Here is a 17,310-nt window from a genome sequence, read left to right on the forward strand (position 1 = left end):
GTAAACAATGACCATTTTAGACGGTAAAAAAGTAAGTAACGATATTAAAGAAGAAATTGCTGAACACGTAAAAGCAATGGTTTCTAAAGGTGAAAAAGTACCTCATTTGGCAGCTATTTTAGTTGGGAGTGATGGTGCAAGCATGACCTATGTAAATGCCAAAGTAAAGGCTTGTGAGAAAATAGGTTTTGAATCCACTTTAATTGAATTACCAGAATATACATCTGAAGAAGAGTTATTAGATAAAATTCACGAATTGAATACTAATGATGATATTGATGGATTTATTGTTCAGCTTCCTTTGCCAGGTCAAATTGATGAACAAAAGGTATTAATGGCTGTAGACCCAGACAAAGATGTTGATGGATTTCATCCTACCAATGTTGGTAAAATGGCTTTAGATTTACCTACATTTTTACCGGCTACACCGTTCGGTATTATGGAATTATTGGAGAGATATCAAATTGAAACTTCTGGTAAAAATGTGGTAGTTATGGGTAGGAGTCATATTGTAGGTCGACCCATGAGTATTTTAATGAGTCAGAAACGTCCAGCAGGTGATGCTACGGTTACGGTGGTTCACAGCCGCTCTAAAAACCTAAAAGAAATTACTAAAGAAGCTGATATTATAGTGGCTGCCATTGGAATATCTGAGTTTTTAACAGGAGATATGGTAAAAGAAGATGTTGTGGTTATAGATGTTGGTATTACACGTGTTCCAGACCAAACCAAAAAAAATGGATATAGGCTTGCTGGTGATGTTCATTTTGAAAGTGTAAGCAAGAAAGCTAGTTATATTACACCTGTTCCTGGTGGCGTTGGCCCTATGACCATTGCTATGCTACTTAAAAATACGCTATTAGCCAGAGAAAGAAGGGCTTAATCTATCACTTTCTTTTTACAGTTTTAGGTTTAAATTCTTTAGTTGAATCACTAATAAGTTTGCTTAACTCCTTATATTCTTCTTTTGAAAGTTCTCGGTATTTTCCAACGGAGAGGTCTAGTTTTATATTCATTATTCTAATGCGTTTTAGTGTTAGCACCTCATAGTTTAAATGAGAACACATTCTTCTAATTTGCCTATTCAAACCTTGAGTTAGTATGATTTTAAATTTATTGGAGTTCAGTTTTTTCACAATACAAGGCTTTGTGGTTTGTTTTAATTCTTCTAAATAAATGCCTTTAGACATACGCTCCACAAAAGTCTGTGAGATAGGTTTATCTACTGTTACTATATATTCCTTTTCATGGTTGTTACTAGCTCTAAGAATTTTATTCACAATATCGCCATCGTCGGTAAGTAGAATTAAACCTTCACTGGGTTTGTCTAATCTTCCAATAGGGAAAATACGCTTATGGTAATTAATATAATCAATAATGTTGTCCTTTTCAATACGTGTGTCTGTTGTGCAAACAATACCAACAGGTTTATTAAAAGCTAGATATGTAAATTTATTTTTGGTGTTTTTCACTAATGTACCATCAACATAAACTTTGTCATCTGAAGACAGCTTTGTGCCCTTTTCAGGAATATTTCCATTTACAGTTACTCTACCAGCCTCAATGAGTTTGTCTGCTTCTCTACGAGAGCAATAACCAACTTCACTTAAATATTTATTGATTCTTTTTAAAGGTTCGTCCATGTTACAAAAGTAAGCATCTTAATCTTCTAAAAATTCTAAAATATTCTCTGTTACCGAAGTATTGTTTAAAGAGTGACCAAGCCCTTTAGTGGTTATGAGTTTACTATTGCGTAGACTTTTGTTAATTAGTTTAGCATCTGTGTATGGAATAATGGTGTCTTTAACATCATGAATTATAAGACCTTCGGTTTCAATATCTTTGGAGTATTTAGAAGTTGAAAAATCACTAGGTATTGCTCCAAACTTTTTAAGAATAATTTTATTAAGACTGTGTTCAATTTTTTTGTTATAACCCAAAAGCTTGATGTAACTTTTTAAGATGCCTTTAAACTCAGAGGGCGCACCAAGCAATATCATTTTTTTTACAGATTCTAATTGATATTTCTGTTGAAAGAATACAGAAGCCATACCTCCTACAGAGTGTCCTATAATCACTTCTGGTTGGTGTTTTTTTGAGACTATATGAATAAACTCTGAGTATAAAAGGGCATTGAATAATTTACCTCCAGACGCGCCGTGAGCTGGAGCATCTAAAGCTATAATATTAAATCCCTGGTTTATGAATCGTTCAATTTTGTTTTTCCAACGGGCAGAGTTACTTTCCCATCCATGAACCAAAAGTATGGTTGTTTTATTACCCTTCCAGCGGTAAGTGGCAATATCCAGCCCCTCAAAGGTTAGTATTTCTTTTTTTGCAGAGTTTAAAAAACGTTTTTGAGTCTCATTGAGTTTTCCTTTTCTAGGAATTGAGAATAAATGCAGTGCTTTATTTGCTGCATAATCTACAGAGACATAACTTAATACATTTAAATAAGACCCAACAAGTTTAATAATGAATTTTTGCATCAACTATTCAGCTTCTCTATTAACTAAATCCATTGAAAATGCTGGTGTACAAATAGCAATGTATTCACAGGGCTCTGTAAACGGATTTGAGTATTGAACTCTGGTGTTTTTATTTATTTTTATGGACTGGCCAGCCTCTAAAACTACCGTTTCACCTTCTATAATAAATTGTTTTTTTCCTTTAATGATAAAAGTGAACTCATCAAACTCTGGAGTCTGAAAAGGTTCTTTCCAACCAGCAGGTGCTTTCATATGTGCAATACTCATTTTAGAATTACCATCAGTAGCTAATCCAAAATGTTCTTTTATGGACTTCCCATCTTTAGTTGGCACTATAAACGGACTGTTTTGAATGGTGTAGTTTTTCATTTTAATCTTTAAAGGGTTTGCGCTTTATCATACCTCCTTTAATGTCTTTAACAATACCCATTATTAAGAAAGCTTTTCGGTCTATTTTATCAATTTCGGTTTTAATTCTAGGTAACTCCAAACGTGTAACAACGCTGTAGATTATTTCCTTTTCAGAACTTTCTCCTTGCTTTCCGTAACCGCCTTTACCACTATAAACTGTACAAGCTCTTCCCAATTTATTGGTGAGCATCCATTTAATATCATCGTGTTTTTCTGAAATAATTGTTAATCCTACGTATTCTTCAACGCCATCAACAACAAAATCAACAGTTCTAGCGGCTGCCAAATAAGTTAAAATAGCATATAACGCTGTTTCTACAGAAAGCACGTAAGCTCCAAAAGAAAATATAATAATGTTTATTATTAGCAGGACATCACCTACGGTTAAAGATAGCTTTCTACTTAAAAAAATAGCTAGAACCTCTGTGCCATCAATTACACTACGCCCGCGCATAGACATACCTATACCTAAACCTAGAAAGAAACCACCAAAAATAGCTATAAGGAGTTTGTCTTCGGTTATTTTAGGATAATCAACAAAATGGACTACAATTGCTAAAAGTGCTATGGCTACAATACTACGAATAGCAAATTTTAGACTAACTGTTTTAGAGGCTAATATAATAAATGGAATATTGACTAAAATTAAAAGGAAACCAAGTTCAATAGATGTGACATTTTCTAGTAATAATGAAATACCTGTTGCACCACCATCAATAAATTGATTAGGTAGTAAAAAGCCCTTTAAGCCAAAGCCTGCAGAAAAAATACCAATGATTATACAAATATATTCCCCAATGGTGTGGGTTAATTCTACTTGAAGTTGTCTAACAAGTGGGACTATTTTTTTCTTGGTAACCGTTTTTTTAGGTTGGCTCTTTTCTAGTCTTTTTTTAGCTAAATCAAATATTATTTTAGTTAAAAATGGATTCATTCATTAATTATTAGTTATTCCAAATTAGGAAAAAATATTTGATTTTGGCATCATCAGGAATATGGGTTGCCTCAAATTTCAGGTTAAGATCAAACCTTAAATTGGCAGGTAATTCTTTTTTATCTATCACAAAACTAGCATTTAATTCTTTAACAGAAAGCACTACAGAGTTTATGCCATTATCAATCTTAGAAATACGATAGGCACTATTAATATCTTTGAATGTACTTAAAACAGAAATACCTTTAGGCGTTTTGTATAGTGGGTCTAGAATTTGGATGCTTTCAATAACTGAGGTAGAATCTGAAACTGTTTTTGGGGTTAGTATTAAGCGCTTTTCTCCACTTTTACTTAATATTATAATGTTATTAGTATTGCCTGCAAATTCTTTACCAACTTCAAATTTTGAAATAGAGTCGTTAATAAAAATAGCTTTTAAGTCTTTAACTTGAGTAGAATCTGTTAACAACCCAATATGTTGTTTAGAAATCTCAAGAGGGTCTTGTTCATTTTTACAGCTTGTAAATATTAAGCAAAGTATAATGAGGCTTAAAAAAGTTTTATTCATTATTGAAATTAGTTTTTTGTAACTTGATTAGTTTGAATTTGAGGTCTTATTTTTTTATAACCTTGTTTAGTATACCAAACACACTTCTAATAAATGTAGCACTAGTTAAAACTTTAACAACAGGATTCATTCTGGTGCTTCTTCGGTTTGTTGAAGCACTTCTGCTTTTTTGTTTAGCTTCTTCTTTTTTTAGGGCTTCTTGCTCTTTTTTGGCTTTTTCTTTTGATTCTTTGGCTTCAGCCTTTTCTATTTTTTCATTTAATAACTCGTAAGCACTCTCCCTGTCAACTTCCTTATTGTATTTTTTTGAAAGTTTAGATCCTGATAGTAAGTTGCTTAGTTCAGTGTCTGTTAAAACATCCATTCTACTCATAGGAGCGCGCATCATAGTTGCTGCCAATGGCGTTGGGCGCCCCTTTTCGTTTAATGCAGAAATTAAGGCTTCACCAATACCTAAAGAGGTTAACACTTCTGTAGTGTCATAATATTCAGAATCAGGATAATTTTCGGCCGTTAGCTTTATAGCTTTTCGGTCTTTAGCGGTAAAAGCTCTTAAAGCATGTTGTATTTTTAAACCTAACTGACCTAAAACTTCCTCTGGAACATCGGTTGGATTTTGAGTAACAAAATACAAACCAACCCCTTTACTCCTAATAAGTTTTACAATACTTTCTATCTGATTTAATAAGGGTTTTGAAGCTTCGTTAAAAATTAAATGTGCTTCATCTATAAACATGATTAGCTCAGGGCGGTCACTATCTCCTTGCTCTGGAAACGTAGCGTATATTTCAGCTAGTAAACTCAGCATAAAAGTTGAAAATAACTTAGGTCTATCCTGAATATCGGTTAGTCTTATAATATTAATATAACCTCTTCCGTTTTCATCAATTCTTAATAAATCATCAACTTCAAACGAGGTTTCACCAAAAAATAAATCGGCTCCCTGTTGCTCTAATTCTATAATTTTTCTAAGAATAGCACCTGTTGAAGCGGTAGAAATTCTACCATAAGATTCGGTGAACTCTTCTTTGCCTTCGTTGGTAGCATAATGCAATACCTTTTTTAGATCTTTTAAATCTAGTATAGGTAGTTTGTTATCATCACAATACTGGAAAAGTACTGCCATAACACCTGATTGGGCCTGCGTTAAATCTAAAATTCTTGATAATAAGGTAGGCCCAAATTCACTAACGGTAGCTCTTAAGCGCACACCATCTTGTTCTGAAAGCGTTAATATTTCTACTGGAAAGGATTTAGCTTCAAAAGGTAATCCTATTTTTTCATGCCGCTCATCAATTTTAGGGTGTCCCGGGCTTGGTTGTGCTAATCCACTCAAATCCCCTTTAATATCCATCAACAAAACTGGAATGCCTTTATCACTTAAATTTTCGGCTAAAACTTGTAATGATTTTGTTTTTCCAGTACCTGTAGCGCCAGCAATTAAGCCATGACGATTCATGGTTTTTAAAGGTATTTTTACGTGGGCACCAGTCACTGTTTCACCATTTAACATAGCGGCACCAACAGGTATAAAATCACCTTTAGTTGTGTTGCCATCAATTATGTACTTGAAAAAATCTTCTGTTTTTGCCATTCTTTAAATTTTCATAAAAATAACTAATCTGTATTAATTGAAACAAACTACATGGTCAAAACTTTGAACAATTAAGTAACAAAGAGTTATCTTTGCTGCCTTATGATAAAGGAGATTCAAGAATTGGTTGATAAAGGTGAGATGTTACCCTTAATGGAAGAATTTTATACCATTCAAGGAGAAGGATATCACAAAGGTACTGCAGCGTATTTTATTCGCATTGGAGGTTGTGATGTAGGTTGTCATTGGTGTGATGTAAAAGAAAGCTGGAATGCCAATTTACACCCTCCAACAGCTACTTCTAAAATTGTTGAGAATGCTAAAAGATACAGTGATACCATTGTTGTTACTGGAGGAGAACCCTTAACTTGGGATATGACCATTTTAACTACCAAACTAAAAGCGCTTGGATTGAAAACTCACATTGAAACCTCTGGGGCCTATAAGCTAACAGGGGAGTGGGATTGGATTTGTTTATCTCCAAAAAAAATGAAATTACCAACTGATGAAGTTTATGAAAAAGCTCATGAATTAAAAGTAATCGTTTACAATAAAGACGATTTAAGATTTGCAGAAGAGCAAGCATCTAGGGTAAATGAAAACTGTATTTTGTATTTGCAACCTGAGTGGAGTAAGCGTGATAAAGTAATTCCATTGATTGTGGATTATGTGATGCAATATCCTAAATGGAAAGTGTCACTTCAAACACATAAATATTTGAATATACCTTAGGCACAAAAAAAGCCTTGACTTTTCAAAGCTTTTTGTGATGTATGTCAGTCAGAAGTTATTTTGTAAAAGGTACAGTTACTCTAATGGTTCCCCAACCCAAATGCATGTTAATTGCATTGTTTCCTTCGTCAAAAACTATTGAAAAAGCTTCAAGAGACTCTTTACTTGAGGAAACTGGAACAGAAAGTCTTGCAACATCGTTAGCTTCGTTATAAGTATAAGCCCCCCAAGCATTAATATCTTTACTAATAATGGCTATCCATTCTTTATCTCCGGGAATAACATAAAAAGTATAAGTGCCAGCTTCAATTAGAGTGTTTCCCAAGTTCATATCTTCATATAGAGTTAATTCTGGAGCTTCATTTGCACCTGTTCTCCAAACTTTACCGTTAGGAGCAAGTGTACTTAAATCTCTACCTTTTAGTTGAGGTCTACTGTAGATAATTTTAATTGCTTTATTGGCTTCTTTATAACTTGTTGGATACGCAGCTGCATCCATGGGGCTTTTATCTAAGCCTTTGAATTTTTGAGCGCTTAGGTTAGATGAAATTAACATAATAATAGCCAAAGCAAGTAAGGGAAGAATTGATGATTTTTTCATAATTATAGTTTTTATTTTGAATTGAGTATTGTGGTCATTAAGTTAATATAAAACTGACTATAGGGTATGTTAAATTTTATATAAAAAAAGCTTCAGTTTTCCTGAAGCATTTTTAACTTAAACTTTTAGATGTCGTTATTTCTTTATCACTCTAACATTCATTTCTTCTATCTTTTTGTCTGATAGTGGAGATGGTGCTCCAAACAATAAATCTTCACTGGTTCCTGTTTTCGGGAATGCCATAACTTCTCTAATGGAGGCTTTCTTTTCAAGAATCATCATTAAACGGTCTACACCCCAAGCAATACCTCCATGTGGTGGTGCTCCATAATGGAAAGCTTTGTACATAGTTCCTACACTCTTCATCATATCTTCTTTGTTGTATCCCATATTTTTGTAAGTGGCTTCCAGAATTTCAGGCTTGTGCGCACGCACAGAGCCGCCTCCAATTTCGTAACCATTCAATATTAAGTCATATTGTTGTGCAATAATAGCACCAATATCACCCTCTTTACCATTTAGGTGTTTTTCAATGTCATAGGTAGCTGGCATTGAGAATGGGTTGTGAGTGAATGTCCAATTACCTTCATCGGTTTTTTCAAACATAGGAAAATCAATAACCCAGGCAGGTCTTAATTCTTTAGGGTTTATCAACCTTAGCATCTTGCCCATTTCTTGCCTTACAGCATCCAAGGCTTTATTAGCGGTAGTATAATCAGCAGCAGAAAAGAACACAATGTCACCAACTTGGGCATGGGTTGCTTTAATAATGTTAACAGCTATGTCTTCTCCCAAGAATTTAATGATGGGCGATTGTAAATCATTTTCGTTAACAATAATGTAAGCTAATCCACCCAAGCCATGCTCTTGAGCAATAGCGGTTAACTTTTCTATTTGTCCTTTAGACATACGTTGCTTGCCTTGTTCTTTTGCAGAAACTTTAATACATTTTACGATACCTCCTTCGTTAATAGGTTTGCTGAATACTTGAAATGTAGTATCTTTTACAATCTTAGTGATGTCTTGCATTTCTAAACCAAAACGAAGGTCTGGTCTGTCACAGCCGTATTTATCCATGGCCTCTTTATAGGTTAAAACCTCAAAAGGTTTTAAAATCCATTTTTTATCATATACTTTTTCAACTATTTCATTGAACATGTTTGTGTTCAAGTCCATAATTTGTTGCATACTAACATAAGCCATTTCAATATCTAACTGGGTAAATTCTGGTTGGCGATCACCTCTAGAGTCCTCGTCTCTAAAACAACGGGCTATCTGAAAATATTTTTCATAGCCACTTACCATCAGCATCTGTTTAAACTGTTGGGGTGCCTGTGGCAAGGTGTAAAATGAACCAGCCTCTTTTCTTGTAGGAACAATAAATTCACGAGCACCTTCATCGGTTCCTGCACTCAAAATAGGTGTTTCTATTTCAAGGAAATTTTGTTGGTCTAATATGTCGCGCATTAGTTTAATAACCTTATGTCTATTTCTAATTACGCGATGTACATCGGCATTTCTATGGTCTAAAAACTTATATTGAAAACGGGTTGTTTCGTTAGTTTTAGTGGCACGTTTTATTTCAAAAGGCAAAGTTCTGGAAAGGTTCAGAATTTCTAATTCCGAGGTTTCCATCTCAATGGTTCCTGTTCTTAAACTTGGGTTGAAATCATCTTCATGACGTCTCACAATATCACCAGTTACCATGATGACAGATTCAGGTTTCAATTTTACCAATTCATCCAAGTTAGGGAATGATTCTCTACTTAGGCGTACTTGGAAAATCTCATTACTAGAATCTCGTAAATCAATAAATATCAATTCACCATGATCACGCACACTGGAAACCCAACCTGCTAAGGTCACCTTTTCAGAAATAGAGGCTTCAGAGAGGTCTGTAGCTACGTGTGTTCTATATTCATCTTTTATAACCATGGGTATTTCTGGCAATACCTCTTCTTGTTGTTTAGCTATTGGTTGTTCGTTATTGGTTGTTGCTACTTTTTTATTGCGGTTTTCGGTCTCTGGTTTGCTGTCATTTTTAGCTGATAAAGCATTTAAAATACCTTCGCGAATCACTTTTCCAGAAGCTCCTTTGCCTATTATGCCAATAACTTTTCCAACTAAAATACCAGCTTTACCTTGGTTTCCAGTTTTAATATCGTTAGCAATAGCCTCATTGTCATTAATGACTTTGGCAATGGCATTGTCTATTTTTTCTTTTGAAATGGTATTATTTTCAAAGTACTTGTTGTAGTCAAAAGTTCTATCTTTTAGATAAGAAGTAATAGCATTTTGAACTAAAACTGAGGTTATTTTTTCCTCTTTAAATAATTTGAAAATTTCAATAAGATGTTCTATTCTATATATATCAGTGTAGTCATCAGCGCCAATATTGTTTACAAGTGTTTTAGCAACAAACGAGGGGTCGTTAAGCTCTTTATTTATTGTCATAAACGTTTTAGAACGCAGCGCATCGGCAGTAAAAAATTTAGCATCTTGAGGTAACACACCACCTCTTATTAAAATACGCTCTACCGCATAAGGTAATGAGCTAATATCAACATCAATAGATTCTACAACGTTTTTGATGTTTACAAACGGTAAATCAGGTTCAGAGATGAAACGGTAATCGGCTTCAAACTCCTTTTTTCGCATGGTTTTGGTTTGCTTTAAGTCAGCATCAAAAAGCACTGTGGTTTGATCTGGTCTAAACTCTTTATGCTCTATATAGTAGTTTAGTTGTTTTTCAACTTCTTCCTTTAGGGCTTCGGTCATAAACTTAAACGAGTTAAGGTTTTTAATCTCAGTTCTTGGGTTTAAGTTATAGCTACGTTTTTTTCGAAGCGACACCGATACATCCGATTTAAACTCACCTTTTTCAAGGTTGGCTTCTGATATTTTTAAGTTCTGTACAATGCGTTGTAAGTATTGGGCATAGGTTGAAGCATCTTCGATATGATGGATACAAGGCTCTGTAACAATTTCAATAAGTGGCACACCTGCTTTATTGAAATCTACCAACGAAACTGTTTTTTCGTGCATTAATTTAGCAGCATCTTCTTCAATATGAACCTGAGTTAAATTTACAGTAAACTCAGAGCCATCATTTCTAAAGCAAGAAACTTGCCCATCTGGAATAATTGGATTATGAAACTGTGTTATCTGTATATTTTTTGGGTTGTCTGGGTACTCATAATGTTTTCTGTCCCATGAAATCACGTCATTACTAAAGGTTGATTTCACCGCTTTTCCAAAATAAATGGCTTTGGTGATAGCTTCTTTATTAACAGCAGGTAAAACCCCCATTTGCCCGGTACAAACAGAGCAAATGTTCTCATTTGGGGTTTCAATCTCTTGGTTAGGACAAGAACAGAATAACTTAGTTTTTGTGTTCAATCGGATATGAGTTTCCAACCCAATAACCAATTCTAATTCGTAGGCTTTAAGCGTTTCGTTTAATTGCTCTAAATCCATTATATCGTATCTTTTAAGAAGTTAGCAAACTTCAAAACAAGTTCGTCATTGTCTTTTGCGGCTGTTATCTGTAAGCCTGTTTCGGTGCCTTGAGGCACGGTTAAAGTTGGTAATTGTCCCAAACTAAACCCAACAGTGTAAGCATCACTTAAATACATAGCCAATGGGTCTTTTAAACTATCGCCAATTTTTGGTGGCGTGCTTGGTGTTACTGGAGAAATAATCACGTCAACTTCGTTAAAATCGTTTTCGAAATTCTGTGAAATTTGATCTCTTAGAGCAAGTCCTTTTAAGTAAATTTCATCACTAAATCCTTGCGATAATACTTGATTACCACCAACTATACGACGTTTTGTTTCTTCTGAAAAATTTTCAGAGCGTGTAATTGAATAACTGTCTTTTAAGTTTTCACCTTCTATTCTATTACCATAGTTAGTACCATCTAAACGAGATAGGTTTGACGCGGTTTCGGCCATTGCCAAGGTATAGTAAGTTGAGACCAAAGTATCCGATTTAAAGAAATCTAATTCTCTTACTTTGATGCCTTTAGCTTTAATTTTTACGACAGCAGAAAGGAAATCACTTTTTATCTTAGGGTCTATGGCTTCGCTTTCAACAAAATTTTTAAAATAACCAACAGACTTTATAGAATTATTTGGTGAGATTGATTCTTCAGTAATATTTTGTGAAGCATACGTGGTTTGGTCTTTTGTGTCCTTACCACTTATAACATTCAATACAATTCTAATATCTTCAATAGATTTAGCAATAGGACCAACACAATCTGTTGATGACGCGTAGGCCATTAAGCCATATCTTGAAATACGCCCATAGGTGGGTTTCAAGCCATAAATACCATTATAACCTGCAGGTTGACGAATAGAACCTCCAGTATCTCCACCAATTGAAAATACCGTAAAGTCTTTGGCAACATTCACGGCAGACCCCCCACTAGAACCACCAGCAACTAATTCTGGGTTTTTGGCATTTTTTACAGCACCAAAAATGGTATTCTCACTAGAAGAACCGTGTCCAAAACTATCACAGTTTTCTTTTACAATAGGAATAGCACCAGCATCTAAAAGTTTCTGAATAGCCGTTGCTGTGTAGGCCGATTTGTAATTTTTTAATAAATCTGAACTGGCTGTGGTATAGGTGCCCTCTACCATATAAACATCTTTGATACCAAAGGGGATACCCTCAAGTAAACCAATTGCTTCACCGTTTGTAATTTTTTCGTCAACTTTAGAAGCTAATGCTAAGGCATAGTCTTCTAAAAGACTATTAACAGTGTTATGAGTATTGGATTTTAATAAGTTTAGTTTTTCTTTTACTAGGGCTAAACAAGAAATTTCTTTGTTTACTAGTTTATGGTGTATCGATTTTATTTGAGATTCCATCATTATTCTTCAATCACTTTAGAAACAACTAAGTACCCTTTTTTCTCTTTAGGGAAATTTTCTTTGATAATCTGCTTTTCGGTTGCCGAACTTTCAATAATAACATCCTCTCTTAAATCATCAATTGATACCGCATTATTATGATTGCTGTTAAAAGTACCATCATTTGAAGTGTGTGCATTTTTAATCACATCAAATAGTTTGCTCACCGCTTCTGAGGGTTTTGCACCTTTAATACTCGACAGGATGTCGACGGTCATAATTTTACTCATGTTTCAAATTTTTGAATTAAAAAAAGCCTTCCGTTTTTGGAAGGCTTTTAATATTTTTGAACAATAACCTTCCTGTCCTAAAATATAGGATTATTGAAATTATTATTGTTGTTGTTTCTCATTTTGTCACGCCAAAGATATACAGAATATATATAGTAAACTTAATTTTTTTTCCTCGCCATTTCATTATTATCATATTGATAAAATTTTGATTTTAATTTTAAGGTTTTTAAACTAATTCTGATAATTCTTCATGTTTATAACTTAATTTTACATAATAAATTGTTATTGTTTCATCAATTTGAAGCATATTAACAATTTGTTAGTAGGCCATATCATAGTTATCGAATTAATATTATTTTTATTGTAAACCTGTTTTATAAGCTATTTGCAGGTTAAAAAAAAGTTCCATTATGTATTCAATTTCATATCATTATTTTCTAACACTCAACAGGAAAAGGCATAAGCAGACTTTATTTTAATGATATTTGATATTGCATTACTGCCATTCCTTTATAATTTTTTTGTCGCAAATTATCGGCATCAAAAATTGGTCTGTGTTGATATCCCAAGCTTAATTTGTTGTCATGTGAGCCATTTACCAAAAAGTTTATCGTAAGGTCATAAACAGTCATTTTATCTGCTAGTTTATCCCAATCAGAATGCTGTATTGCAATGTTAGGTTGTATTACCACAGCGTAGTTGAAAATTTTAGTCTGCTTGAATGCATAACCAAACTGGCTGTACCATGTAGTGCCTGTTCCAATCATTGGGAACGCAACTCCAGAACCATTAAAATCAGTGCCACCGCCAGATGTAGGGTTGTTGGCACCAACATTTCTTATATAATCTTTACCAAAATCATAATCATAATAGCCAAGATAAGCAGTAATTGCATCTCCATTTGAAAGCGGTAAATTTAAAAACGAGTCTGCCGCAAAATGAGATATATCGTATAACGTAGTCGTTTCTAATCTTGCGTCACCATCACTCATAGCGTCTGATTGGAATTGAAAACCAGCACCTATATTAAATACTTTTTTGTTTTGTATATAGGTTCCGGTTTGGTAGGCAGATTTGTTAGATTCATTTTCAAAAATCTGATATTTTACATATGCCGAAGTTTTTACTCTAGGTTTGTTATTGGCAAAATTAACTTCGCCGCTTGGTATTGCAGTTACAAAGAACGGGCGGTTAAAAGCTACCCGATAATCCCATTTTCCAGCTTGTCCCTTAATCCAAGCGCCAAATAACCGACCAATATCATCATTTTTTTCAACAGAGTTCAATGTAAAAAGAGGAGAGTCTAGGCCCATCAATGTCTTGCTGGATCTAATGTTCCATCTGTTTAATCCTTGCCAGCCAGATTTACCCACACCAACTTCAAAATATTTATTAAAGGTATATTCTGCGTAAAGATCAAGTATTTCGAGGGGGAGGTCTTTATTTTTAAAATTAAAATTGTTACCGCCAAAAATGGCGTACATATAAATTTTTGGTGTAACTTGGCAACTCACAGGGATACGTAATCTTCGAATTGAAATATCAAAAAACTCTGATGTAGGTTCGCCTTGTATTGTAGACCCTTCATTTAAATCAGAATACCGAAGCCATATTTGAGAGGTTATATTCCAGTTTATTTTTGGTTTTTCTTCTTTATTATCTTGAGATAACAACAGAAAAGGAAACAATAGAGCCAAAGCAATAACAAACTTTCCTTTGACATTTCTAGTACATATCATTTTAAAACTACTTTTTATAATTTAAGAGGCAAAACTAAAAGTAATTAAGGTTATATAAAGTGATAAGAGTCATATTTTAGTAGCTTTATTTAAATAAAAAAATAAATCAATTTTTTTCTAGAGCTATTTTTATCAATCCAGCCATATTGTTTTCGTCAATCTTTTGGGTTAGGCTACTTTTGTTTAATATTCCTTAATGTAATAATTTTTCTATTATTCAGAATAGCTTGGTAAAAAAAGCAATAAAACCATTATATGTAAGAAGATTTTATGTTATAGAAAATGTTTCAGGATGTATTACTGAATGATTTAGATGAATAAGAAAGTTAACCCGTTGTGCATTTTGAAACATTCAAACGAAATTAATGTCAGTTCGAGTGATTTTGAGGAACGAAAAATTGTACCGAGAGCTTTTTTCTTACAAAACCCTTAATTCTTGATACAAATTTCACTCATTTCAATCGTGAAATCCACTCGAATTGACAGAGTTTAATTAAAATGCACAACGGGTGAAAGTTACTTTTTTTAGCCAATTATTAGTATTCTTATAATACCAAATAAGGCTTGTAAAGCATTTTTGATTAGTTAAGGTTTTACGTTTGTGAAAAAAATCGTTAAAATCAATTTTAAGGCGCTTTTAAAGCTTTTTAAGCGACTTTTAACTAGTTAACAATTGTTGATAATTTTTGTATAAACTCCATAAAAAGCTTTTTAAAGGCTTCTATATTTCGTATATTTGTTATTAGGAGAAATGATGCATACGCGTCATTTTTTTGTGTAAACTGGATTCTAAATTTTTGAAATAAAATTGAAAATTTTAGAACTTAAATAACCTTTTTTAAAATCAGAATTAGGAACGGTAAATACAATATTAAACAAGAATTTATGAGCGAAGAAGCAAAAAAACACAATTATTCAGCCGATAGTATTCAGGCGCTAGAAGGAATGGAGCACGTGCGTATGCGTCCGTCTATGTATATTGGTGATGTTGGGGTAAGAGGGTTGCATCATCTGGTTTATGAGGTGGTGGACAATTCAATAGATGAAGCCTTGGCTGGACATTGTGATACTATAAGTGTTATCATTAACGAGGATAATTCTATCACTACTGAAGATAACGGTCGTGGTATTCCAGTGGGGATGCACAAAAAAGAAGGGGTATCTGCACTTGAGGTGGTTATGACTAAAATTGGTGCTGGAGGAAAATTTGATAAAGATTCGTACAAAGTATCTGGTGGTTTACATGGGGTAGGAGTAAGCTGTGTTAATGCTTTGTCAGAGCATTTAAAAGCTACAGTTCACAGAGAAGGAAAAATATGGGAGCAGGAGTATGAGCGCGGTAAGACATTATATCCAGTAAAAACGGTAGGAGATTCTGATAAAACAGGAACTTTAGTAACTTTTAAACCAGACCCTACAATTTTTACTCAAACCGAAATTGAATATAATTACGATACCTTGGCCAGTAGACTTAGAGAACTGGCATTCTTAAATAAAGGTATAACCATTACGCTTACAGACAGGCGCCGTAAAGATGATAAGGGAGAGTTTGAAGGTGAGATATTTTATTCTGAAAATGGTTTAACAGAATTTGTTAAGTATCTTGATGGTAATAGAGAACCTTTAATGCAAAGCGTTATTGCTTTTGAAGGAGATAAAAATGGAATACCTGTTGAGGTTGCTATGATTTATAACACTTCTTATGCAGAGAATTTGCACTCTTATGTAAATAACATTAATACACATGAAGGAGGGACGCACTTAACAGGGTTTAGGCGTGGATTGACTCATACGCTAAAGAAATATGCTGATTCTTCTGGAATGACAGATAAATTGAAATTTGATATTTCAGGCGACGATTTCCGTGAAGGGTTAACTGCTATTATTTCGGTAAAGGTTGCAGAACCTCAGTTTGAAGGACAAACCAAAACAAAGCTTGGAAATAGAGAAGTATCTTCTTCTGTAAGTCAAGCGGTTTCTGAGATGTTAACCGATTATTTAGAGGAACATCCAGACGATGCGAAAATCATTGTTCAGAAAGTTATTTTAGCGGCTCAAGCACGTCATGCGGCCCAAAAGGCTCGGGAAATGGTTCAGCGTAAAACCGTCATGAGTATAGGTGGCTTGCCTGGTAAATTAACTGATTGTTCTGAGCAAGATCCAGAAAAATGTGAGTTGTATTTAGTAGAGGGTGATTCTGCAGGAGGAACCGCTAAGGCAGGTAGAGATAGAAATTTTCAAGCTATTTTACCATTAAGAGGTAAGATTCTGAATGTTGAAAAGGCCATGCAACACAAGGTGTTTGAAAATGAAGAGATTAAAAACATCTTTACAGCGCTAGGTGTAACCATAGGAACTGAAGAAGATAGTAAGGCATTAAATATTTCAAAATTGCGTTATCACAAAATTGTGATTATGTGTGATGCCGATATTGATGGTAGTCATATTGCAACACTCATCTTAACATTCTTCTTCAGATATATGAAAGAATTGATTGAAAACAGACATGTATATATTGCAACACCACCACTATATTTGGTAAGGAGAGGTACTAAAAAGCGTTACGCTTGGTCTGATAAAGAACGCGATGAGATTATAGCTGAGTTTGGAGATGGTAGTAAAATTCAGCGCTATAAAGGTCTTGGTGAAATGAATGCTGAACAACTATGGGATACTACCATGAACCCCGAGTTTAGAACCATGCGTCAGGTACAAATAGACAATGGATCTGAAGCTGATAGAATTTTCTCTATGTTGATGGGTGATGAAGTACCGCCAAGGAGAGATTTTATTGAAAAGAATGCTATTTATGCGAATATAGATGCTTAATTGAATATAAATATTTTATTCCTTAAACCCCTGTAATGTAAGAATCATTACAGGGGTTTTTTATTGCTAAAAAAATCACTAAACTACTGTGTAACAAGGATTATTTTTTAGTAATTGCTCTTTGCTTGTTAAGACAAGAAGGAATAAATTATTTAATGAGTCACAATCCTAATAGTTTCTGTAAATAAATAAAAAAATCGATTAAAAGTATTTTTTTTCGATTAAATGTTATATTTAGCAAATATTTTCTTATGTTTGTTC

General features: G+C 33.9%; 14 protein-coding genes. 3 read left to right on the forward strand and 11 right to left on the reverse strand.

Annotation, left to right across the window (positions count from 1 at the left end):
- Positions 1-7: 7 nt before the first annotated feature.
- On the forward strand, positions 8-883 hold the full coding sequence (gene folD, locus E1J38_RS06495; RefSeq protein ID WP_133355242.1) for a bifunctional methylenetetrahydrofolate dehydrogenase/methenyltetrahydrofolate cyclohydrolase FolD: 876 nt from the start codon (positions 8-10) through the stop codon (positions 881-883).
- Positions 884-887: 4 nt separating this feature from the next.
- On the opposite strand, the gene E1J38_RS06500 is transcribed toward folD, so the two are convergent.
- From E1J38_RS06500 to E1J38_RS06525, 6 genes are read right to left on the reverse strand one after another with little or no spacing between them, the layout of a single operon-like run.
- Positions 888-1,643: a pseudouridine synthase gene (locus tag E1J38_RS06500; protein ID WP_133355243.1), complete on the reverse strand. Its 756-nt coding sequence runs from the start codon at positions 1,641-1,643 to the stop codon at positions 888-890.
- A gap of 18 nt (positions 1,644-1,661) precedes the next feature.
- The gene (locus tag E1J38_RS06505) at positions 1,662-2,489 is read right to left on the reverse strand and encodes an alpha/beta hydrolase (protein WP_133355244.1); all 828 of its coding nucleotides are present in this window, start codon (positions 2,487-2,489) and stop codon (positions 1,662-1,664) included.
- 3 nt (positions 2,490-2,492) lie between these two features.
- Positions 2,493-2,858, reverse strand: coding sequence for a cupin domain-containing protein (locus E1J38_RS06510; RefSeq protein ID WP_133355245.1), 366 nt, complete (start codon positions 2,856-2,858; stop codon positions 2,493-2,495).
- 1 nt (position 2,859) lies between these two features.
- Positions 2,860-3,834 carry a YitT family protein gene (locus E1J38_RS06515; RefSeq protein ID WP_133355246.1) on the reverse strand — a complete coding sequence of 325 codons (975 nt, stop codon included), beginning with the start codon at positions 3,832-3,834 and terminating at the stop codon, positions 2,860-2,862.
- Positions 3,835-3,844: 10 nt separating this feature from the next.
- Entirely contained in the window at positions 3,845-4,402 is a 558-nt protein-coding gene (locus E1J38_RS06520) for a hypothetical protein (protein ID WP_133355247.1), read from the reverse strand.
- Between the two features lie 46 nt (positions 4,403-4,448).
- On the reverse strand, positions 4,449-5,996 hold the full coding sequence (locus tag E1J38_RS06525) for a helicase HerA-like domain-containing protein (RefSeq protein ID WP_133355248.1): 1,548 nt from the start codon (positions 5,994-5,996) through the stop codon (positions 4,449-4,451).
- Between the two features lie 102 nt (positions 5,997-6,098).
- On the opposite strand from E1J38_RS06525, the gene E1J38_RS06530 reads away from it, so the two are divergent.
- The gene (locus E1J38_RS06530; RefSeq protein ID WP_133355249.1) at positions 6,099-6,728 is read left to right on the forward strand and encodes a 7-carboxy-7-deazaguanine synthase QueE; all 630 of its coding nucleotides are present in this window, start codon (positions 6,099-6,101) and stop codon (positions 6,726-6,728) included.
- Between the two features lie 55 nt (positions 6,729-6,783).
- Here E1J38_RS06530 and E1J38_RS06535 read toward each other — a convergent pair whose 3' ends face one another.
- The 5 genes from E1J38_RS06535 to E1J38_RS06555 all read right to left on the reverse strand — a co-directional run bounded on the left by E1J38_RS06535 (position 6,784) and on the right by E1J38_RS06555 (position 14,220).
- A complete protein-coding gene (locus tag E1J38_RS06535) occupies positions 6,784-7,329 on the reverse strand; it encodes a DUF2911 domain-containing protein (RefSeq protein WP_133355250.1) in 546 nt (181 codons plus the stop codon).
- Positions 7,330-7,464: 135 nt separating this feature from the next.
- Positions 7,465-10,806 (reverse strand): bifunctional amidotransferase subunit GatB/aspartate--tRNA ligase AspS, encoded by a 3,342-nt coding sequence (gene gatB/aspS / locus E1J38_RS06540; protein WP_133355251.1) that lies wholly within the window; start codon positions 10,804-10,806, stop codon positions 7,465-7,467.
- A complete protein-coding gene (locus E1J38_RS06545; protein ID WP_133355594.1) occupies positions 10,806-12,206 on the reverse strand; it encodes an amidase family protein in 1,401 nt (466 codons plus the stop codon). Before E1J38_RS06545 ends, gatB/aspS begins: the two co-directional genes overlap by 1 nt.
- Before the next feature lie 2 nt (positions 12,207-12,208).
- A complete protein-coding gene (locus E1J38_RS06550) occupies positions 12,209-12,478 on the reverse strand; it encodes a hypothetical protein (RefSeq protein WP_186525826.1) in 270 nt (89 codons plus the stop codon).
- 473 nt (positions 12,479-12,951) lie between these two features.
- A complete protein-coding gene (locus E1J38_RS06555; protein WP_133355252.1) occupies positions 12,952-14,220 on the reverse strand; it encodes a porin in 1,269 nt (422 codons plus the stop codon).
- 885 nt (positions 14,221-15,105) lie between these two features.
- Between E1J38_RS06555 and gyrB the strand changes: the two genes are divergently transcribed.
- Positions 15,106-17,049: a DNA topoisomerase (ATP-hydrolyzing) subunit B gene (gene gyrB / locus E1J38_RS06560; protein WP_133355253.1), complete on the forward strand. Its 1,944-nt coding sequence runs from the start codon at positions 15,106-15,108 to the stop codon at positions 17,047-17,049.
- Positions 17,050-17,310: the final 261 nt, after the last annotated feature.

The sequence above is a fragment of the Seonamhaeicola sediminis genome (assembly GCF_004358095.2).
GTDB lineage: Bacteria > Bacteroidota > Bacteroidia > Flavobacteriales > Flavobacteriaceae > Seonamhaeicola > Seonamhaeicola sediminis.

Excerpts from the sequence above, each read along its gene's own strand:
- folD (WP_133355242.1), top strand. The coding sequence starts at position 8 with ATGACCATTTTAGACGGTAAAAAAGTAAGTAACGATATTAAAGAAGAA.
- E1J38_RS06500 (WP_133355243.1), bottom strand. The coding sequence starts at position 1,643 with ATGGACGAACCTTTAAAAAGAATCAATAAATATTTAAGTGAAGTTGGT.
- E1J38_RS06505 (WP_133355244.1), bottom strand. The coding sequence starts at position 2,489 with ATGCAAAAATTCATTATTAAACTTGTTGGGTCTTATTTAAATGTATTA.
- E1J38_RS06510 (WP_133355245.1), bottom strand. The coding sequence starts at position 2,858 with ATGAAAAACTACACCATTCAAAACAGTCCGTTTATAGTGCCAACTAAA.
- E1J38_RS06515 (WP_133355246.1), bottom strand. The coding sequence starts at position 3,834 with ATGAATCCATTTTTAACTAAAATAATATTTGATTTAGCTAAAAAAAGA.
- E1J38_RS06520 (WP_133355247.1), bottom strand. The coding sequence starts at position 4,402 with ATGAATAAAACTTTTTTAAGCCTCATTATACTTTGCTTAATATTTACA.
- E1J38_RS06525 (WP_133355248.1), bottom strand. The coding sequence starts at position 5,996 with ATGGCAAAAACAGAAGATTTTTTCAAGTACATAATTGATGGCAACACA.
- E1J38_RS06530 (WP_133355249.1), top strand. The coding sequence starts at position 6,099 with ATGATAAAGGAGATTCAAGAATTGGTTGATAAAGGTGAGATGTTACCC.
- E1J38_RS06535 (WP_133355250.1), bottom strand. The coding sequence starts at position 7,329 with ATGAAAAAATCATCAATTCTTCCCTTACTTGCTTTGGCTATTATTATG.
- gatB/aspS (WP_133355251.1), bottom strand. The coding sequence starts at position 10,806 with ATGGATTTAGAGCAATTAAACGAAACGCTTAAAGCCTACGAATTAGAA.
- E1J38_RS06545 (WP_133355594.1), bottom strand. The coding sequence starts at position 12,206 with ATGGAATCTCAAATAAAATCGATACACCATAAACTAGTAAACAAAGAA.
- E1J38_RS06550 (WP_186525826.1), bottom strand. The coding sequence starts at position 12,478 with ATGAGTAAAATTATGACCGTCGACATCCTGTCGAGTATTAAAGGTGCA.
- E1J38_RS06555 (WP_133355252.1), bottom strand. The coding sequence starts at position 14,220 with ATGATATGTACTAGAAATGTCAAAGGAAAGTTTGTTATTGCTTTGGCT.
- gyrB (WP_133355253.1), top strand. The coding sequence starts at position 15,106 with ATGAGCGAAGAAGCAAAAAAACACAATTATTCAGCCGATAGTATTCAG.